Origin of the sequence: Caulobacter sp. LjRoot300, from assembly GCF_964253875.1 — a bacterium.
Lineage (GTDB): Bacteria > Pseudomonadota > Alphaproteobacteria > Caulobacterales > Caulobacteraceae > Caulobacter.
The window spans coordinates 522761-543351 of sequence record NZ_CAXUSA020000002.1 but is presented as its reverse complement, the minus strand read 5'-3'; the positions used below and the strand labels follow the sequence as shown (position 1 = coordinate 543351).

The window sequence follows — 20591 nt, the reverse complement described above, 5'->3', positions numbered from 1 at the left end:
GCGCCGATCGCCTAACCGAAAACGACGCCGTGGGCGGCGACATCCGCCACGCTGTCATCGTGGAGGAAGAAGTAGTTGACTGACATCAGCGGCCCGCCCAGCGGTTGCAGCCGGTTCTCGGTCGGGAAGTAGGTGTAGCCGCCGAATCCTTGGCTCCGCATCCAGTCGACGACCTCGGACGTGTCGCTGCGTTCGCACAAGACGATGGGCTTGGACCGAGCCAGGGTTTCGCGCCCACCCTTCAGCACCCCCAGCTCGCCGCCTTCCACGTCGATCTTCAGGAACTTCGGCGCCAGGTTGAAGGAATCGAGGGTGCGGATCTCGGCGTCCAAGCGCAGCAGTTCGAAGCTGTCGCGCCCGGTGATCTGCCGCCAGCCGTGGAGACGGGATTCGAGGTCGAAGATCGCCGGGTCCAGGGCCGACCAGGCCGTGCACAGCAGGTCCTGGAACACGGGCACATAGACGCTGGTCTTGCTGGACCGGTCGGACAGCCCGACCGTGTTGAAGGTGAAGTCAGGCACGTCCTTGGCCACCCGTTCGAGGACGCGGCCCAACAGCGGCACCAGTTCGAACGAATGAATCTTCACGCTCTTGTTGACGTTGCGCGTCGAGATCGCGGAGGCGCCCATATTGGCGCCGACATCCACGAACAGTCCTGGTTCGCCGTCGAAGCTCCCGAACAGCCGGAAGTCTTCTTCATGCACGGGGCTGTCGACGAACGCGGTCCGGGTGTTGGCGTAGTTGGTTTCCGCCATTCGGGACAGGCTGGTCCAGCCATGCCAGTTCGAGGTGGCGTACTCGGTTTCGAAGCGGCGCTTCTTGAACGTATTGAGTTCGACGATCTCGTACATGGGACACTCCTGGCGGTCGCGCTGCGGCGACCGTCGTCGGGCACGCGGCGAGGCGGCCGACCAGATTTGAAGGTCTTGACTGTCAGGCGGCGTTTTGGGCCTGTCGCATGAACCAGGTCAGCGTGTCGCCGAAGTACTTCACCTTGCCCCCGTCCATCACGCAGACCTTGTTGCAGACCCGTTGGACCAGGCCGTAATCGTGCGAGGCCAGGACCACGATGCGGGCTTGGTCGACGAACGAGCTCATCCGGTCGGCGGCCTTGGAGAAGAAGTCGGCGTCGCCGGCCCCCAGCCACTCGTCGAGCACCAGGATTTCGGGGTCGAACGCGGTGGTCACGGCGAACATCAGACGGGCGATCATCCCGGCCGAATAGGTGCGGACCGGGAAGTCGATGAACTGGGCCAGACCGGAGAATTCGACGATCGAGTCGATCTTCGACTCGACGACCTTCTTGGACACCATGCGCATCATGCCTAGGGTGCGGATGTTCTTCAGTCCGCTGGCTTCCATGTCCAGGCCGGCGCCGAACGAAATCGTCGAGGTGATGTGACCCTGGGAGGCGATCCGCCCGGATGTCGGCTCGAAGATTCCGGCGATCACCTTCAGCAGGGTGGTCTTGCCCGAACCGTTGTGGCCGATTAGGGCCAGGCGGTCGCCCTCGTTGAGAGTGAAGCTGACGCCGCTGAGGGCGCGCACCAGGGGCGTATTGTTGCTGCGATACAGCTTGCCGCCGACGGTGGCGTTGAACACGCTGGTTCGCAGCGATCGGGCCGAGAGCGTGTAGATGGGATAGTCGAGGCTGACTTGATTGAGTTCGAGGCGCGTGTGCATGAAGCTCCTCACATCCAAAAGATGACGCGCTTGCGGAACATCGCCAGCAAGATCACGGTCGTGATGAAACCGATGATGCAGATTCCGATCGACCAGATCCAGTGCATCGGATCAGGGGCGACGCCCATCAGGGGTTGGCGGATAAGTTCCAGTTCGTGGGCCAGCGGGTTGTAGTCCACCAGCAACCGGCGCACACCCGTCATCTTGTCGGCAGGCCAGAAGACCGGGGTCAGGAAAAACAACACGCTGGCCGCCAGACCAGCCATGTGGCTGACGTCCCGGAACCGGGTCGCGGGGAAGGCGACGATGAAACTGAGGAAGAAGGTGTTGATCGTCACCAGAACAATCGCCGGAAGGAACGTCCACGACGGGATCGAGAACAGGCCCAGGGCGATCAGCAGCACCACCGCGACGACGAACTGGCAGAAGTAGTTGATCACCATCCGGTACATGTGAAGCACGACGTGGAAGCTGAGCGGCAACTTCTGGACCATCATCATCGGGGCGCCCACGATGAACGCGTTCGCGCCTTCGGCGATGGCCGCGCCCATCAGCGACCAGGCCAGAACGCCGTAGATCACATGCTCGAAGGTCTTGGTCCAGTCAGATCCCAGCAGTCCGCCGAATACAAAGCTCAGGGCGAACGCCATGCCCAGCAGGCCTGACGACAACCAGAACGGGCCAAGCAGGGTTCTCTGGAAGCGGGATCGCGTCTGATCCCATCCGATCGCGCCCCAGAGCGGCGCTAGTTTGATGCTGGCTTGAAGATCGGAAAGCGCCGCCTTGACTTGAGCAATCATATTGTCTCGCCTGCCTTCACGATCGGATCGCAAGGCGTGTTGTTACGACCCAGGCCAAGCCAGGTTTTGTATCGACCGACGTCAGGTCCGGTCGCGATATCAAGGTCAAATCCATGAATCCAAGATCTTGCAGGCTGTTCTTGAAGCACGTCCCGACCTTCCCAGAAATCCCAGGAAGGCCTGGCTATTAGCGGTTGCCCCCAATCAAGGCAAGGTGATCGGATTTGTTATTTATTGACCCGCTCGCGACCGGCTTTCGGCCAACTTCGCCCCTTTTTCCGAGGCGGCGCGCGAGCGGATTTCGCGGGGATCCGATACCGCGATTGGTGTGGTGGAAATGAGGCGACGGTCGGTTCGCGGGCAGGGATGCCCAACCGCCGCCTCAGGGTCTCAGCCAAGCTTCAGTACAGACTCGAAGTAGGGAATGGCGCGCTCCAGACCCTGACGAAGGGACACGCGCGGCTCCCAATCCAGCATGGTTTTGGCCTTGCTGATGTCTGGGCGGCGCTGGCGGGGATCGTCCTGGGGAAGAGGCTTGAAGACCAGTTCCGAGCGCGAACCTGTCAGTTCGAGCACCAATTCCGCCAACTCGCGGATGGTGAATTCCGAAGGATTGCCCAGGTTGATCGGGCCGGTGACGTCCCCGGGCGAGTTCATCAATCGCATCAAAGCATCGACCAGATCGTCGACATAGCAGAACGACCGCGTCTGCTGCCCGTCACCGAACAGAGTGATGGGGCGGCCCAGGAGGGCCTGCATCACGAAGTTCGACACCACGCGACCGTCGCTCGGGTGCATGTTGGGGCCGTAGGTGTTGAATATGCGGGCGACCTTGATGCTGACCTGATGCTGACGCCAGTAGTCGAAGAACAGGGTTTCGGCGCAACGCTTGCCCTCGTCATAACAGGAGCGGAAGCCGATCGGATTGACATTGCCCCAGTATTCCTCGGTCTGGGGGTGTTCGACGGGATCGCCATAGACCTCGCTGGTGGAGGCTTGGAGGATTCGCGCCTTCACGCGCTTGGCCAGGCCCAGCATGTTGATCGCACCGTGGACGCTGGTCTTGGTCGTCTGCACGGGGTCGAATTGGTAGTGCACCGGGCTGGCGGGGCAGGCTAGGTTGTAGATCTGGTCGACTTCCACGAACAGCGGCACGGTCACGTCGTGACGCATGAGCTCGAAGGACGGGTGGTTGAGAAGATCGCCCAGGTTGTCGCGCGCGCCAGTAAAGAAATTATCGACGCACAGGACCTCGTGGCCCTGATCGATAAGGCGGCGGCATAGGTGAGAACCGATGAAGCCAGCCCCGCCCGTGACGAGGATACGCGTCCGACGAAATTCCCGTACGGTGGATGACATGCGAACTCGGTCCCTTAGGCACGCTCTTTTCGAGAGCGTACCCCTTTAGACCAGCAGCGAACGGCTCGCCACCGCTCGTATGAGGCGGCGAACCGTTTCCGCGAACGGCCGTCTGGCAGACGTCTTCGACAGCCTGCTAGAACAGGTAGTCGCCGCTGGAGATGGCGGCGGTTCCGGTGAGTTGGATGGTCATGTCGCCGACGCCATCGCCGTGCAAGTCGACGAAGACGAAGGTCGAGCCGCCTGTGCTGTAGACGCCCAGCACGTCGGAAGCGCCCGTGCGCACGGCGGTCAGGTCCAGTTTGTCGACGCCCGACTGGAAATCGAAGATCGAGTCGGTGTTGGCGGCGGTGGAATCACTGGCGGCCAGGTACCTGAAGACGTCGGCCCCGGCCTGGCCGTACAGCACGTCGCCGCCGCCGCCGCCGATGATCACGTCATCGCCGTCGCCCGATTGGATAATGTCGGCGTTGACGCCGCCAATGAAGGTGTTCGCCGTCTCGTCGCCGATCATGTAGATGCCGTGACTATCGCCGGTGATGATGTCCTGGCCGTTGAGGTCGTAGCCAATTGTAGCCAGTTGCATCGGGCCGAAAGAGGTGTTGGCGAACAGGAAGGTCGAGCCGCCCGAGCGAATCAGGCTGACCTCCTTGGGATAGACGCTGCCGAGGTCGATCTTGTCGACGCCGGTCTCGAACACGAACAGGCCGTCCGAGCCGCTGGCGTTGCTGTCCATCGCCGAGCGGTACGTTATGGTGTCCGCCCCCGCCTGGCCGAAGATCACGTCGCCGCCGCCGCCGCCGATGATCACGTCGTCGCCGGCGCCGCTCTGGATGACGTCGCCGGCGATGCCGCCGATCAGGGTGTTGGCCGCTCCGTCGCCGATCATGTAGACGCCGTGGCCGTCGTAAGTCAGCACGTCGATGCCGTTGACCTGACCGTTGGCGGCGATGGTCATCTGGCCGCCGGGCGCGCTGACGAACACGAAGGTCGCGGCGCCGGAGGTGACCAGCGAGACTTCGACGGGCCGGACGCCGATCAGGTCGAGCAGGTCCGAGCCGACGGTGAAGTCGGTGATGATGTCATAAGCGTCGGGCTTGCTGTCCGCCACGTACGCATAGCGGAAGGTGTCGTTCCCCGCGCCGCCGGTCAGGGAATCCCCGCCTCCCCCGCCGATCAGGATGTCGTTCCCGGCGCCGCCGTCGAGGGTGTCCGAGCCCGCGCCGCCGTCCAGGTAATCGGCTCCATCGCCACCGCCCAGCGTGTCGTCGCCCGCGTTTCCGGCAAGAATGTCGTTGCCCGCTTCGCCCCACAGGACGTCGGCGGCGTCTCCTCCGGTCAGCGTGTCGTCGCCGCCGCCGCCGGAGAAGCTCATCGCGAAGGCTTGGTTCTGACCGTTCATGTGGTTTTCGAGGGCGTTGCCGACCGCCGCCACGGGGGCCGCGCCCAGCACCGAAAGATGCTCGACATTGTCGGCCAGCGTCAGGAAGGTCTGGCTGTTGAGATCCTGAAGGACGACGGTGTCTACGCCTTCGCCCGCGCTCTCGACGATCTTGTCGTTCGCGTCGACCTGGTGGTGGAAGTTGTAGGTGTCGTCGCCCCGACCGCCCGCCATCGTATCGGCGCCCATATCGCCATCGAGGACGTCGTTTCCGTCGCCGCCGCTGAGCATGTCGTCCCCCCACCCAGCGAGAAGCGTGTCGCTTGCCGCGCCGCCCTGCAGGGTATCGCCGCCGCCGCCGGTCGAAACCCAGCTTCCACCGGCCGCGGCGGTGACCTGCAAGCCGAGCCACCCGGTGTAGCTGAAGGCCTCGACATTGGCGTAGGCGGCCAAGTCGAACGTCGGCTTGAACACGACATCGACAACGAGCCGATCATAACCCCCGTCGGAGGCCTCGATGATCGCGTCGCTCGCCTCGTCGATTTGATAGGTATCGTCTCCCGCGCCGCCGGTCATGACGCGACCGTCGAGGATGTCGTTCCCGTCGCCGCCGGCCAGGTGATCGTCTCCGTCGCCACCGTGCAGTTCGTCGTTCCCAGAGCCCCCGTCGAGCGTGTCCGCCCCTGCGCCTCCGTACAGCACGTCCGCCCCGGCCCCGCCTTCCAGCGTGTCGTCGCCTCCGTTGCCGGCGAGGACGTCGTCGCCCGCGTCGCCCCGCAAATGGTCGACCATCTGTCCGCCGCTCAGCCAGTCGTCCCCGTCGCCTCCCGAGAAGTCCACCGCGAAGAAGGTCGAGTTCTCGGCGTTCATGCGGTTCCTGAGCGCGTTGCCGACCACCTCGACGGCGCCGCGGTCCATTGTCGAGACGTTCTCGACATTGTCCGCCAGCGAAATAGTGGCGGCGTCGTAGAGCAGGACGGTGTCGACGCCTTCGTTGGCGTTCTCGACGATCGCGTCGTTCGGATCGACCCCGGCATAGAAGCTGTAGGTGTCGTCGCCCCGTCCGCCGATCATCATGTCGGCGCCCAGCCCGCCTTCGAGCATGTCGCCGCCGTCGCCACCGCGGAGCGTGTCGTTTCCGGCCCCGCCAACCAACGCGTCGTCGCCGGCGCCGCCTTGGAGCGTGTCGACGCCGCTGCCGGTGGTGATCCAACTTCCGCCGGCCGCGGCGGTCACTTGCAGGCCGGTTGGCCCGTCATAGCTGAATGCGTCGACATTGACGTAGTCGGCCATGTCGAAGGTCAGCTTGAAAGCGTAGTCGATGGTGAGCTGGTCGAAGCCCTCGTTAGGGTTCTCGACGATCGTGTCGTTCACGTCGTCGATGCTATAGATGTCGTCTCCCAGACCCCCGATCAGCACGTCGTGGCCAAGTTCGCCGCGCAGCAGGTCGCCGCCGCCGCCGCCGACTAGCCAGTCATTTCCGTCGCCGCCGCTCATCATGTCGTTGCCGGCGCCGCCGGTGATGCGATCGTCACCCTGTCCGCCCAGGAAGGAGATCTCCTCGATGCGGGTGAGCGAGCCGTGGGCGATCCCGCCGACCGTTATCGCATTGACGGCGTCGGCGTCGCTGAGGTCCAGCACGACGGCCTGGTTCGCATAGCGATAGTTGAGATGGGCCCAGTCGCGGCCGGCGCCGCCGTCGATGACGTCCGCCCCCCAGTCATAGGCGCTCGTCTGGACGACATAGCCGTCGTTGGCGCTCGGATTTCCCGCACCGTTGAGGATGGAATCGTCGCCGTCATCGCCGTGCAGGAGATCCGCGCCGCCGCCGCCGAAGATCACGTCGTCGCCCGCTCCGCCGTGAATCGTATCGGCTCCGGCCGCGTAATAGTCGGCGCCTACGCCTTCCCCGGCGATAAAATCATCGCCGTCCCCGCCGTTCAGCGTGTCTCCGCCAAGGCCGCCGTCGAGAACGTCCTGGCCGGCCAGGCCGTCCGCGATATCGACGCCGGCGTCGCCGACATACTTGTCGTCACCCGCGGTGGCGGTCCCCGAAATCCAAGCCCCCACGTTCCACCCTCAAGACTTCCACTTGAGGTTTTCAACCACACGTATCAGGTGCTGTCCAGCATCGAGGCCCGCCACGCGCCGAACGTGGCGGGCCTCGTCGCCAAGTCGGCGCGGCGCCTCTAGAACAGGTAGTCGCTGCTGGTGATGGAGGCGGTTCCGGACAGTTGGATGGTCATGTCCCCCACCCCGTCGCCGTGCAGGTCGATGAACAGGAAGGTCGAGCCGCCGGAATTGACGACGCCCAGCAGGTCGCTGGCCCCGGTGCGTAGGGCCGACAGATCGATCTTGTCCACGCCGGACTGGAAGTCGAAAATGGTGTCGGTTCCGGCGCTGTTGCTGTCGGTGGCGGCCAGATAACGGAACACGTCCGCCCCTGCCCCGCCCCAGATGGCGTCGCCGCCGCCACCGCCGATGATGATGTCGTCGCCGGCGTTCGCTTGGATCACGTCGCCGGTCGAGCCGCCGATCAGAGTGTCGCTGACGCTGTCGCCGATCATGTAGAAGCCGTGATTGTCGCCGGTGATCACATCGCGGCCGTTGAGATCGTAGCCGACCGTGGCCAGCTGCATCGGGCCTTGGGGCGTGCTCGCGAACAGGAAGGTCGAGCCGCCCGAGCGAATCAGGCTGACCTCACCGGGATGCATCGCCGACAGATCGATCTTGTCGACGCCGGTTTCGAACACGAACAAGCCGTCAGAGCCGTTGGCGTTGCTATCCAGGACCGAGAGATACTTGATGGTGTCGGCTCCGGCCTGGCCGAAGATCACGTCGCCGCCGCCGCCGCCGACGATCACGTCATCGCCCGCGCCGCTCTGGATGACGTCGCCGGTGGCTCCGCCGACCAGGGTGTTGGCCGCCCCGTCGCCGATCATGTAAACGCCGTGGCCGTCGTGGGTCAGCACGTCCGAGCCGTTGACCTGACCATTGGCGGCGATGGTCATCTGGCCGCCGGGCGCGTTGACGAACACGAAGGTCGCGGCGCCGGAGGTGACCAGCGACACCTCGGTCGGCGTCACGCCCCTCAGGTCCAATTGGTCCGAGCCCGTCGTGAAGTCGGCGATGATGTCGTAGGCGTCCGGGTTGCTGTCGCTGGCCGCCGTGTATTTGAAGATGTCGTTGCCGCCGCCGCCGGTCAGGCTGTCGCCGCCGCCGCCGCCGACCAGGGTGTCCGAGCCCGCGCCGCCGGTCAGGGTGTCCGCGCCCGCGCCGCCCGTATAGGTCTGGCCTGGATTGGACAGGATCAGGTCGCCGGCCTGAAGCGAGGCGGTCAGCCGCACCGTCAACACCGCGCCGCCGGCGGCGGTCACTTGCAGGGTGGTGTAGCCGTCGGCCTGGCCGATCGTGTAGGCGCTGGGCGAAAGGGCCGACACGTCGATCTTGTCGACGCCGCTGACGAAGTCCTGGATCACGTCCGGCGCGATCGTATCGGTCGACACCGAGTCCGTGGCCGCGGAGTAGATGAAGGTGTCCGCCCCAGCCCCGCCGGTCAGCTGATCGCTGTCGCCCCCGCCGGCGATGAAATCGTTCCCGTCGCCGCCCAGGATCAGGTCGCTCCCGGCGGCGCCGAAGATGATGTCGTCGCCGGCGAAGCCCTGAATGACGTTGGCGGTTGCATCGCCGCTCAGAATGTCCCCGAAATTGCTGCCGAGCAGGCCTTCGATCGACGCATAGCTGTCGCCCGATGCTTCGCCGCTGTTGGAGCTGGGGTTGTTCAGCGCCGCGCTGACGCCGGTCAGGGCGCCGGTGTAGGACGCATAGTCGAAGCCGCCGTCGCCGCGCAGGGCGTCGGCGCCGGCGCCCCCCTCGAGCAGGTCGTCGCCGTCACCGCCAATGAGGTTGTCCCCGCCGTCCAAGCCGAACAGCACGTTAGAGCCGGCGTTGCCGTACAGGAAGTCAGAGTAGTTCGAACCCGCTAGGTTCTCGACGTTCGTGTAGGTGTCGCCGGCGGCGTCGCCGGCGTTTAGGCTCGGCGTGCCGAGCGAGGCCACCAGGTTGACGTCGGGACCGCTCGTCACATAGCTGACCAGGTCCACGCCCAAGCCGCCGTCCAGGCTGTCGGCGCCGGCGCCGCCGACCAAGGTGTCGTCGCCAGTCCCGCCGATGATCGTGTCGTTTCCTGCGTCGCCGTTCAGCGTATTGCCGCCGCCGTTACCGCCGCGCAGCGTGTCGTCCCCCTCCAGGCCGCGCAAGGTCACGCCATAGCTGTCGTTGGCGAACAGCGTGTCGTTGAAATTGCTGCCGTCGAGTTGCTGGATGTATTCGTAGGTGTCGCCGGCGGCGTCGCCTGTGTTGAGGCTGGCGTTGCCGAGCGAGGCGATGACTCCGGCCGAGGCCGTACTGTAGGCGGCGATGTTGTGGCCCGCGCTGCCGGACAAGGTGTCCGCGCCGGCGCCGCCGATCAGAGTGTCGTCGCCCGCGTTGCCGATCAGGGTGTCGTTCCCGCCGGCGCCTTGCAGGGTGTCGTTCGAGCTCGCGCCGATGATCAGATCGGCGAAGGCCGTGCCGATGAGGCCCTCGACCGAGGTGTAGGTGTCGCCAGCGGCGTTGCCGGTGTTGACGCCGGGCAATTCCAGCGAGATCGTCAGGCCGACCGTCGATTCACTGTAGATCGCGTAGTCGAAGCCCGCGCCGCCATCGAGGACGTCGGCCCCAAGACCGCCTTCCAGCAAATCCTCGCCGCCGCCGCCCCGCAGGGTGTCGGCTCCAGCCGCTCCGAAAAGAACGTTGGAGGCGCCATCGCCTTCGAGGGTGTCGTTGAAGGCCGAACCGACCATGTTTTCGACGCTCGAATAGGTGTCGCCGGCGGCGTCGCCAGTGTTCGAGCCAGCGTTGGCCAGCGAGGCCGAAACCGCAGCCAGGGCGTCGCTATAGGCCGCCGCGTCGATACCCGCGCCGCCGTCCAGGGCGTCGCCGCCGCCGCCGCCGTCGAGGGTGTCGTCGCCATCGCCGCCGTGCAGGGTGTCGCTGCCGAACAGGCCGCCATAGGCGAGGCGGAGCGGGTCGCCGAGCAGGTTGTTGTTGCCCGCGTCGCCATAGAGCACGTCGTTGAAGGGTGAGCCAGCCAGGTCGGCGCCGAGCAGGCCGATATAGGTGTCACCCGCCGCGTCGCCGGTGTTGAGCGCGGTATTGGCCAGCGAGGCGGTTACGCCGCTCGCCGCGGTTTCGTAGTCAACTTCGTTGCCCGCCGTACCGCCGTGCAGTTCGTCGGCCCCCTCGCCACCGATCAGCACCGTGTAGGCGCCGGCGCCGTAGAGGATGTCGTTGCCGCCCTGGCCCTGAAGCTGGTTCAGGTTCAAGGCGTTGGTGTTGCCGCGGATGACGTCGTTGAAGTTGGTGCCGATGACGTCGTGGACATTGGCGTAGGTGTCGCCGGCCGCGTCCCCCGTGTTGAGGCCGTTGTCGGCCAGGGAGACCGTCACGCCGCTGGTGGACAGGATGTAGGAGACGGTGTTTTCCCCATCGCCGCCGTCCATGATGTCCAGGCCGGCCCCGCCGACCAGGGTGTCGTCGCCGGCTTCGCCGAACAGCCGGCTCGTCGAACCCACCGAGCCGAAGCCGTACAGGGTGTCCATTCCCCCGCCGCCGTACAGCTTGTTGTTCTGGCCATTGCCCGAGATGTAGTCGTCGAAGGCGGTGCCGACGACGTTCTCGATCGAGTTGTAGGTGTCGCCAAGGGCGTCGCCCACGGGCGAGCCGCCGCCGGTCAGGAAGACCTGGACCCGCGAGGTCGCGGTCGCGTAGGAGGCCGTATCCTCGCCCGTTCCGCCCTCGAGCGTATCGCCGCCCCCGCCTCCGATCAGGATGTCGTCGCCACCAAGCCCCTGCAGGGTGTCGGCGCCGGCCGTTCCCTGCAGGGTCTCGGAGATCGCGGTGCCGGTGATGATGGCCATGGTGCCTCTACGATGAAGGGGCTGCTGAGAAGGGGTCGCGGACCGGGCGTGACAACAATGGCGCGGAACGCCGCCGACGCGTCGCGATGCTAGGTTGTACGCCCCCGAGTTCGCCGGACCTTATCAATCAAAAGTAAACGCGCTCCTGACGGCCGATTCTCAGGCGCCGGCTTCAGTCGGCGGCGATCACCTTGGCGATCCGCAGCGCTTCGGCGAAGGCGAGGAACACATGATACAACGTCGAGGTCGGGATGTTCTTGGCGGTCGGGGCCAGGGTCTCGTCGAAGACGTCGATCCACACGCCCGGCGGCTTCTGGGCCAGGTAACGATCGAGCAGCACCCGGCCGCTGTCGGCGATCACCGCCCGGGGATCATCGCCCCGCAGGGCGTGCATAGCCACTGCGCCCTTGATCCGCTCGGTATTGGGCCAGGTGCGCGAGGTGCGCTTGAGCGGCGTGCCGTCGTCGCGCACGACGTCGTAGACGGCGCGGGTCCCGGGATCCACGCCATGACGCTCGGCGAAATCGAACAGGCTGCAGGCCTGGTCGGCGACGTCGGCTCCGTTCAGGCGGCGATGATTGGCCAGGATCCAGGACCATTCGAATTGGTGGCCCGGCTCGACTATCCGACCCTGTTCGCCAGGCGCGCGCGACCAATCGTCGCCGAAATACTCGGCCAGGGTCCGGCCATCGAAGAATCGGCGGGCGAACAGGTCGGCCAGTTCGTCGGCGAGGGCGCGCCAGCGGGGCTCGCCGCTCGCTTCGCACAGCACCAGGGCCGCTTCCAGCATGTGCATATGCGGGTTCTGGAGGCGCCAGCCGGTGGCGGGCAGCTCGTGCAGGAAGCCCTCCCCGCCGGGATGCCGCAGGTGCTTGTCGATGAAGTCCATCGTCCGGTGCGCCAGGGCCAGGGATTCCTCGCAACCCAGCGCCAGGTTTCGCCAGCCCAGCGCGAAGAGCACGAAGGCGTGGTCGTAGAGGTCCGGGGTCGTGTCGAGCGGTTGGCCCTCGGCGTCCAGGGTGCGAGCCCAGCCACGATCGTCGCCCAGCCAGGCCTTGTCCCGTAGAAAGGCGAAGCCGTGGTCCGACAGCGCCGCGCCTTGAGTCCAGCCGAGCTTGTGAGCGTGAGCAAAAACGTAGATCTGGCGACAGACGACCCGCGTCCTGCGGAATGTGGCCGTCGGGTTCAGATCGAAGTCGAGGGATTCCACATAGCCGCCAACCCGTCGGTCGACGCCCTGTTCGCCCCAGAAGGGGAGGGCCTCCTCGAACATCCAGCGTCGGGCGTCGGTGATGAAGGCGTCGAACGTGGCGATCGCCTCGGCGTGGTCAGTCATGCGAACTCCTGGGCGGCCGGGTCCGACCGGCTGCTTACGTTAATCTGAAGAGGCTAAAAACGCGCTAGACGGTGGTGAGTCGGCGGCTCTCGTCGAGCGAACGGTCGTAGTTCATCGTCAGATCGGGGCGATGCAGGACGACGGTGCTGCCTTCCTCTTCCATGTGCATCGGCACGTGGGTCGCGCCGGCGCCGATGCCCGCGAGGGCCTGTTTGACCGCGTCTTGTCGGTCGAGCGGCACGAAGAACAGCAAAAACCCGCCGCCGCCCGCGCCGAGCAGCTTGCCCCCAAGGGCGCCAGCCCGCAGAGCCGCGGCGTACAGAGCGTCGATCGGGCCTGAAGAGACCGCGCTCGACAGCGCTCTCTTGTATTGCCAACCTTCGTGGAGGAGCGCGCCGAAATCGTCGAGCGAGGCGAAGGGATTCTCCAGAATTTTCCGTCCACGATCGACCATTTCATAGAGCCGCGCCATTTCGGCGGTCCGGTCCTTGAAAGAGTCGATCTTGGTCTTCTCGATGCCTCCGGCGTCGCGGGTGAAGCCGGTGAAGAACATCATCAGTCGGCTATCGAGCTCGGTCTTGCGGCGACGGCCCAGGTCGATGGGATCGATCAGCAGGGAACCGTCGGCCTTGAAGTCGATGCGATTAAGGCCGCCGAACGCCACGGCCGTCTGGTCCTGCGAGCCCACCGGCTCGCACAGCAGTTCTTGCTCCACGCGAATGGCTTCGCGGGCCAGGCGCATCTTGTCGCAGCCCTGGTTGCGGTAGCGGAACATGGCGTGCAGGGCGGCGACCGTGAAGGCCGAGGACGAGCCCAGACCGGATCGGGCCGGAAGGTCGGCGTGGTAGACCACCTCGTAGCCGCAGGCGCCGCTCGGCGCGAAATGGCGAAGAACTTCGCGGACGACGGGGTGCTGGATCTCGTCGATCGTGTTGCACTGCTCGACCCGGCTCCACACGACGCGATACTTGAAGCTGAAGATGGGCGGGAGCGGACGGATGGTGATGTAGACGTATTGATCGATCGACGTCGAAAGAACCGCGCCCGGGCCATGCTGCTTGAACCAGGTCGGATGGTCGGTGCCGCCTCCGAAGAATGACACTCTCAGTGGTGTGCGGACAATGATCATTCGGTCTACGTTTTCTCCCTGCGCGCCGCAGATCACCAAAACTCAGGGCGGACGCTCGAGCACATACAAGATCAATTTCGCTCTTCCGGTCGCCCCGCGGAAAGGTGGTCTGACGCAGCTTTAGCGGCCAATCGCCTGAAGAGCCAGCGACGCGATTACGAAAACTTGTCGTCAAGTGCTCTCAGCAGCGCGGCGCCGTAGGCGTTGTTGGCGTGCATAGAGTCATCTTTGATATGTTCGGCGCGCATGTAGCCTGCTTCCGTGATGTTGTCGGGCGGCACGGGGAAGAATTCGACCCCCGAACGCTCGCATTCCTCGCGGATGATCTCGGAATGCAACAGGAACATCTTATGACGAAGCGGAGCCTTGGTCACGCCGTGGGCTAGGCAAAGCTGCTTCAGGCCTGGCGGGGCGTGTTCCATGACGTGGGCGTCGTCCTCGATCGGCGGAGGCGGCTCGATATAGACGATCGGCATGGAGGCGGTTTCGCTGATGACCCGAAGGCCCAACACCACATGGCGAATGTGCAAACGCAGCTCGCTGCGGATCTCCGCGTAGGGGATCAGGCGCGCGTCCTCGATTTCCGGCAGATCCGGATGCGACGGCAGGACGAAGTCGAACTCCTCCTCGCGTTTGCTGAGGCAGTAGTTCAGCCAGTCGCTGCCCGAGATCGTCACCAGCAGGCGCTCGGCCTCCAGCGCCTGTAGCCAGGCGCGCAGATCTGGCAGGAGGGCATAGTCATCCCACGCGCCGTGTTCGGGAACGATGATCCTTGAGCCGGAATTATAGTTGCCGAGATATTCGAACTCGAAGGTGTTTCGGGTTTCAATGCGCCCCTTCAGCATCGCGTAAATGTGGCTGCTACCCAGAACCTGAACCTTCAATTCCATACTCCGTTGGTCCTCGCGCCGGGTAAGCGCGCCGGGATGTTTATCGTTGACCGGACAAGGTGTGCAAGCCGTTCCCATCGGCAGTCGTCGTGTGTATCGTGTGCAGGAGGAGCAGGGTTAAGGGCCCTGCCGCAACGCCGCCGCAAGGAAATTTCAGCGCCGATGAAGAATCCGTACGCTTCGGCCCCTCAGCACGCTTTCTGGTCGCGTGCGATTTCGAGAAAGGCGTCCGACGAGGTCGATCCGGTTGTCGCCCCCTCTTTCCGGATCTCTCCCAAGACCAAGGTGGCGACCGCCGGTAGCTGCTTCGCCCAGCATATCGCCAAGCATTTGCGCAAGGTAGGCATCAATCCGCTGGTGACGGAGCGCCCCCACGCCGAGGTCGTCCGGTTTGCCGAGGACTTCCACTATGGCGTCTATACCGCCCGCTACGGCAACATTTATAGCGGTCGGCAACTTGTCCAGCTTTTCGAGCGGGCCTACGGCGCGTTCGTGCCGGAGGAACAGCCTTGGCGCGGCAAGGGCGGCGAATATATCGACCCCTTCCGGCCGCTGATTCCGGCGGGCTTCGCGACAATCCGCGAGTTCGAGCGCGACCGCGAACGTCACTTCGCCGCCATCCGCGAGATGTTCGAAACGCTGGATGTGATGGTCTTCACCCTGGGCCTGACCGAGACTTGGGCTTCGCGCGCCGACGGCGCGGTCTTCCCTTCCTGTCCCGGTTCCGTGGCGGGTGTCTGGGATCCTGACAAGTATGTCTTCGTCAACCAGTCGGTGACGGATGTGGTTGCCGACCTGACGCGGTTCATCGCCCGGCTGCGCACGGTCAACCCCGACGCCAAGGTCCTGCTCACGGTGTCACCGGTGCCGCTCGTTGCGACGGCGACCGGCGGCCACGTGTTGCCCGCGACCGTCTATTCGAAATCCGTTCTCCGGGTCGCCGCCCAGCAGGTGGTCGACGTCCATGAAAACGTCGACTATTTCCCCTCGTACGAGATCATCACGGGACCCCACGCAGGCGCCTATTTCGAGGACGACCGGCGCAATGTCCGCTCGGCGGGTGTCGAGGCGGTCATGAAGGTCTTCGGCCGTCAGTATGTCGACGCCGCCGGGGTCGTGGAAGATGTCGCGCCACTGGACCAGTGTCCGAGTTCGGACACCGACCTGGCCAGTCGAGAGATGGATGTGATCTGCGACGAGCTGTTCCATGACTATGAGGAACCCTAGAGCAAGCCGCGTGATCATAGGGACCGCTCGACCTGCTCTAGATTTTGGTTTTCGCGTCGTTTTGCGGAAAACCGGCATCCACTTTTCCGCGCGATGCTCTAGCCGCGGTTTGGTCGCGGTCGGAAGCGGCGCGTTCCATGCGGTCAGCCGCATGCTGCCTTCGCGGCATCTTCGCATTTGGGGGAGAGGCAATTCAACGTTGTTTTTGCTCGCCTACATTGTATGCGCTTGCGGCGGCGTTATTCCTCCGCCAGAAACCCAACTCAATGGCCGAGCCAAATTGACCCCGAAGGTTGGTCTTCTTCGGGGGCATTGTCGTACATAAACAATAAAAATCGCCCGCCGCCGGATTATTCCGATGTGTAGAGGTTCTGCGCAGAGATCGTGTAATGGAAAAACAAGTTAATATTTCCCTAAAGAAGAGCTTTGAAAAGTTTGAAGCACTCCACCCTAGCCAGTCTGTACTCATAAATTCCACGCCGAAAGCGGGTACACATCTTCTCCGTAACGTCGTAGCCCACTTCGTGGGCGAAAACTGCCGCGAACAGTTCGTGATGTATGACGATATCGCGACAACCTTTCCGCTCGCTGAGGGCCAGGTTGTTGTCGGACACGTGCCTTGGTGTGTGGATGGCATTTTGGCCACGCGAGGCTTGCCGCAGATCTTGCTGATCCGCGATCCGGTTGATGTCCTGGTCTCGCTCAGCCGAGCGGCGTTCGCCCCAAATGAAACGCGAAACGATTATGTGTTCGCAAGGGAGAATCTGACTCTTCATCAGTACATGGCGCTGCTGGTCACCGGATATGATATCGACGGCGTCTCCGTTGGGTCGTTTTCCAGGTTTCTCCACGAATTCATGATCGGCTGGTACGGTCAGGACGTCTTTCTGATCGACTTCTCCGAGGTGATCTCGCTGGATCGGTCTATGTTGCGGGACCTGCTGGGCTTTATCGGCGTGAACCTGCCACGGGATTGGCGCAAGCGCCTGGCCGCGGGCATGAAGCCCAGCCTGAGCGCGACCTATATCCCCCCCTTGCCGCAACGCGAGAAGGCGGAGGCTCGGGCCTTCGCCGAGGACCTGCTCACCTTCCACATGCCTGGCGCCATCACGTGGTATTCGAACGCGCGCGAGGCGGTGGCCCGGCGGCGCGCTTGTAGCGGGCAGCCGGGCGCGATCGGCGTCTGAGACCCCTCGAAACTCCGACTTTAGCGGCCTTCAGTCAGGAAGAAGGCCTCGACCTCGTCCGCCGAACTCGGCAGGGACACGCCGGTCAGGCGGGCGAGCTTGTCGGTCGAGATTTCGAAGCGGATCCGGCGGGCCTGATCGGCGAAGGGAGAGCCAGTCTGGAGGCGCGCGTGGAGGTCGCCGATCCTGACCACGCCGCGCGCGCCCAGATTGACGGTCTCTTGGCCGACGCCGTTTTCATATAGCCGCCAGACCAGCCGCGCGGCCGTATCGGTGCTGATGAACTGCAGCTCGCTGTCGGGCGTCAACCACACAGGTTGGGCGTTGAGCATGTCGAAGACCGCGTTCTTCAGCATGCCCGGCCCGACGAACCCGCCCATGCGCATCACGATCCAGCGCGGATGCAACGACCGCACCAGGTGTTCGGCCATGTGCTTGTGCAAGCCGTAGCGGCTCTGCCGTCGGGAATCGATGTCCTGACTTTCCAACGAGACTTCGGGCGAATGGGTCTCGGGATAGACGTCGCCCGTGGACAGATGGATGTAGCAATCCGACTTGATGTCCTCCAGCGAGTGCAGGACCGAGCGCACGGACGCATCGAACTCCCACTTGGGATCGCGATCAGCCATGAACTTCTTGGAGTTGCCGTTGGCGTTGATCAGCACGTCGCAGCGCTGGCCCACGAAGTCGGCGTAGTTGGCGCGGGTGATCACTTGATGCTCGAGCCCCAGGTGCTGGAACAGCCGGGGATAGGCCGAACCGACATAGCCTTCGCCGCCGATGATGAAGATCATGAGAGCCTACTCCAAGCGCTCGCCCGCCGGCGCCATGTGCCAAGGGTTGGAAGCCGCGCCAGGCGCGCCTTCCACAATGTCTAGAGACGCAGACCGTCGCCGGCGGTGGCGTAGTTCTTGGCGAACCAGTCGATGGTGCGTTTCAGGCCGTCACGCAGCGGGGTGTCGCAAGACAAGCCCAGGCCCGCCAGCCGCTCGGTGGCGAAGATTTTGAACATCTGGCCATCGGGCTTGTCGGCGTCCCAGCGGATCTCGCCGTTGAAGTTGACGAGCTCGGCGATAGTCTCCGCCAGTTCCTTGATCTCAGTGGTCCTGCCAGCCGAAATGTTGACGGGTTCGTAGCTGTCGTAGCTGTCGATGAAATAGGGGATCAGGGCCGCCACATCGGCGGCGTAGACGAAATCGCGCGTCGGCTTGCCCGAGCCCCACATCACGACTTCCTTGGCGCCGTTCAACTCGGCCTCGTAATAGCGACGCAGCATGGCGGGCACCACGTGGCTATCGAGCGTCGAGAAGTTGTCGTACTCGCCGTACATGTTGCCCGGGATAATGACGACGGCGTTTAGACCATACTGGGTGCGGTACGACTTGGCCGCCACCGTGCCCATCATCTTGGCCGTCGAATAGCCGGCGCTTTCGTTCTGGGGGTAGCCCTTCCAGAGCTGGGACTCATCAATCGGGCTGGTGGCTACGGCCGGATAGGAGCAGCCGCCCATCGGGTAGACCAGCTTGCTGACCTTGCGACGCGCGGCGACCTCGAAGGTCAGGGCGGTCAGGATCGTGTTGCGGAAGTAGAAGTCGGCCGGATAGGCGCGGTTTGCGCCGATGCCACCGGAATAGGCCGCATAGTGGACGACGACGTCGGGTTCGACTTCTTCGAACATGCGCTCGACCTGAGAGCGGTCCATCAGGTCGTAGTCCGATGACGAGACGCCGACGACGTTGTCGGCGCCATAGGCCTTCTGAAGGACGGGGAGGGTATGGCGACCAAGGAAGCCAGAAGCTCCCGTCAGCAGAACGCGCGTCATCGGATTTCCAGAGCTGCGAAGAATTCGCGCCCTGGTTACCCGGCGGGTCTGGCCTGCGCAAGCCGCGCCCAGTCGCCGAGGCCGCGAAGCTCGGCCAAATCCTCAACCAGCCGCAGATCACGCCGTCCGACGCCGAAGGCCTCGACGTCCGGCCGCAGGCGGCGGCCATGGCCGGTGCGCAGGTGAACCAGGGTATCGACCCCCGCGGCGGCTCCAGCCTGCATGTCGGTGAGGTGGTCTCCCGCCATGATGCTCCGCGAAAGGTCGAGGCCCAGAGCGTCGGCCGCGTGCAACAGCATGCCTGGATTGGGCTTTCGCCAGGGGTGCCCGTCGATCCGCAGTTCCGGGGTGACGGCCTGCGGGTGGCAGCCGCTGGCGGCGATGAAATCGAACGGCGCGTCGCCGGACCCGATCTGTCGGGCGATCTCGGCCTGGACCGCCTCGAAGTCGGCCCAGCCGTAGTAGCCGCGGCCAACACCGGCCTGGTTGGTGACCACGCCGACCGCGAAGCCGTGCGACCGGGCATGTTCCAGCAGATCGGCCACCCCGTCCAGCAACCGCACGTCCTCCACCTGACCTAGGTAATCGACTTCCTCGACGAGGACGCCATCCCGGTCGAGGAACAACGCCGGACGGCCGTCGCCCGGGCGCGCGTAGGCGCGCCAGTAGGTCTGCGGTATCGTCACGCGCGGGTCTCCTTGAGAATTTGGCGCACCCGTTCGGCGATCGACAATGATCCTGTCAGGCCGGGACTCTCCATGCCCAGCAGATTGACAAGGCCATTGACGCCGTGCTCGGCCGGGCCCTGGATCACGAAGTCCGCCGCCGGCTCGGCCGGGCCGGCGAGCTTGGCCCGCACGCCGGCATAGGCGGGCAGGATGGCGCCGTCGGGAAGGCCTGGCCAGTAGCGGCGCACCGCGGCGTAAAACCCATCGGCCCGCCGCACGTCGACGGCGTATTCGATCGTGTCGACCCATTCGACGTCCGGCCCGAACCGCATGGCCCCGCTCATGTCCAGCGTCACGTGAACGCCCAGTCCGCCCGCTTCCGGCGCGGGATAGATCAGCCGCGAGAACGGGGCGCGGCCGCGGTAGGCGAAATAGCTGCCTTTGGCGAAATGTAGGCGTGGCGCACGATCCTCTGGGAAGCCGTCGATCGCCCGCAACAGCACTTCCTGACCAAGACCGGTGCTGGTCACCAGATTGCGGGCCAGAACGTCGTGGCGCTCGCCGCCGGATTCTACATGAAGCACGATCCCTTCGGCGGTGACGGCGCCGCCCGTCACTCGGCTGTTGAAGGCGATCATGCCGCCAGCATCCTCGAGCTCGCCCCGCAGCGACAGCATGTAGGCGTGGCTGTCGAGGATGCCGGTCTCCGCCGACAGCAGCGCACCCGTGCAGGACAGCGCCGGCTCAAGGGCCTGGGCCTGGGCCGCGGACAGACGTGACATGCCCTCCACCTCGTTAGCGCGGGCGCTGGCCTCCAGGCGGTCGAGCACCGCCAACTCGGCCTGGCTGGTGGCGACGATCAGCTTGCCGCACCGGCGGTAGGGCACACGCCGCGCGTCGCAGTAGTCGTAGAGGCGCCGGCGGCCGTCCACGCACAGCTCGGCCTTCAGGCTTCGCCGCGGGTAGTAGATGCCCGCGTGGATCACCTCGCTGTTGCGCGACGAGGTCTCGGAGCCGATCAGCGACGCCGCCTCGATCACCACCACCTCCAGGCCGGATCGGGCGAGGGCCCTGGCGCAAGCCAGGCCGATGACGCCCGCCCCCACGACCACACAGTCAATACTATCCAACGGGACCTCCAAGGAGGCG

Annotated in this window: 15 protein-coding genes; 2 read left to right on the top strand and 13 right to left on the bottom strand. The window is 64.7% G+C overall.

The genetic code is table 11. The features are described from left to right. Positions 1-11: 11 nt before the first annotated feature. The 9 genes from ACSQ2G_RS07880 to ACSQ2G_RS07840 all read right to left on the bottom strand — a co-directional run bounded on the left by ACSQ2G_RS07880 (position 12) and on the right by ACSQ2G_RS07840 (position 14538). On the bottom strand, positions 12-851 hold the full coding sequence (locus ACSQ2G_RS07880) for an FkbM family methyltransferase (RefSeq protein WP_436029744.1): 840 nt from the start codon (positions 849-851) through the stop codon (positions 12-14). A gap of 82 nt (positions 852-933) precedes the next feature. Next, complete coding sequence (locus tag ACSQ2G_RS07875; protein WP_436029742.1) at positions 934-1683, bottom strand: ABC transporter ATP-binding protein; 750 nt, start codon at positions 1681-1683, stop codon at positions 934-936. A gap of 8 nt (positions 1684-1691) precedes the next feature. Beyond that, positions 1692-2483, bottom strand: a complete 792-nt coding sequence (locus tag ACSQ2G_RS07870; RefSeq protein ID WP_436029739.1) for an ABC transporter permease — start codon at positions 2481-2483, stop codon at positions 1692-1694. 390 nt (positions 2484-2873) lie between these two features. Further along, positions 2874-3842 (bottom strand): UDP-glucuronic acid decarboxylase family protein, encoded by a 969-nt coding sequence (locus tag ACSQ2G_RS07865; RefSeq protein WP_436029738.1) that lies wholly within the window; start codon positions 3840-3842, stop codon positions 2874-2876. Positions 3843-3978: 136 nt separating this feature from the next. After that, on the bottom strand, positions 3979-7293 hold the full coding sequence (locus tag ACSQ2G_RS07860; protein WP_436029737.1) for a calcium-binding protein: 3315 nt from the start codon (positions 7291-7293) through the stop codon (positions 3979-3981). A 119-nt stretch (positions 7294-7412) separates the two neighbouring features. Next, positions 7413-11183, bottom strand: a complete 3771-nt coding sequence (locus tag ACSQ2G_RS07855; RefSeq protein ID WP_436029736.1) for a M10 family metallopeptidase C-terminal domain-containing protein — start codon at positions 11181-11183, stop codon at positions 7413-7415. Positions 11184-11355: 172 nt separating this feature from the next. Then, positions 11356-12519 (bottom strand): AGE family epimerase/isomerase, encoded by a 1164-nt coding sequence (locus ACSQ2G_RS07850; RefSeq protein ID WP_436029735.1) that lies wholly within the window; start codon positions 12517-12519, stop codon positions 11356-11358. A 64-nt stretch (positions 12520-12583) separates the two neighbouring features. After that, on the bottom strand, positions 12584-13648 hold the full coding sequence (locus tag ACSQ2G_RS07845; protein WP_436029734.1) for a GHMP family kinase ATP-binding protein: 1065 nt from the start codon (positions 13646-13648) through the stop codon (positions 12584-12586). Between the two features lie 155 nt (positions 13649-13803). Next, on the bottom strand, positions 13804-14538 hold the full coding sequence (locus ACSQ2G_RS07840; protein WP_436029732.1) for a hypothetical protein: 735 nt from the start codon (positions 14536-14538) through the stop codon (positions 13804-13806). 162 nt (positions 14539-14700) lie between these two features. Here ACSQ2G_RS07840 and ACSQ2G_RS07835 point away from each other — a divergent pair, with 162 nt between their 5' ends. Further along, positions 14701-15765, top strand: a complete 1065-nt coding sequence (locus ACSQ2G_RS07835) for a GSCFA domain-containing protein (RefSeq protein WP_436029731.1) — start codon at positions 14701-14703, stop codon at positions 15763-15765. Positions 15766-16154: 389 nt separating this feature from the next. After that, on the top strand, positions 16155-16952 hold the full coding sequence (locus ACSQ2G_RS07830) for a hypothetical protein (protein WP_436029730.1): 798 nt from the start codon (positions 16155-16157) through the stop codon (positions 16950-16952). 20 nt (positions 16953-16972) lie between these two features. Here the strand turns inward: ACSQ2G_RS07830 and ACSQ2G_RS07825 are convergent, their stop codons facing one another. From ACSQ2G_RS07825 to ACSQ2G_RS07810, 4 genes are all read right to left on the bottom strand, one after another. Then, the gene (locus ACSQ2G_RS07825) at positions 16973-17746 is read right to left on the bottom strand and encodes an NAD-dependent epimerase/dehydratase family protein (protein ID WP_436029729.1); all 774 of its coding nucleotides are present in this window, start codon (positions 17744-17746) and stop codon (positions 16973-16975) included. A gap of 80 nt (positions 17747-17826) precedes the next feature. Further along, entirely contained in the window at positions 17827-18774 is a 948-nt protein-coding gene (locus tag ACSQ2G_RS07820) for an NAD-dependent epimerase/dehydratase family protein (RefSeq protein WP_436029728.1), read from the bottom strand. Positions 18775-18809: 35 nt separating this feature from the next. After that, positions 18810-19460 carry a D-glycero-alpha-D-manno-heptose-1,7-bisphosphate 7-phosphatase gene (locus ACSQ2G_RS07815; protein ID WP_436029726.1) on the bottom strand — a complete coding sequence of 217 codons (651 nt, stop codon included), beginning with the start codon at positions 19458-19460 and terminating at the stop codon, positions 18810-18812. Further along, positions 19457-20584, bottom strand: coding sequence for an NAD(P)/FAD-dependent oxidoreductase (locus ACSQ2G_RS07810; RefSeq protein ID WP_436029725.1), 1128 nt, complete (start codon positions 20582-20584; stop codon positions 19457-19459). The genes ACSQ2G_RS07815 and ACSQ2G_RS07810 overlap by 4 nt, the downstream gene beginning before the upstream one ends. Positions 20585-20591 lie beyond the last annotated feature (7 nt).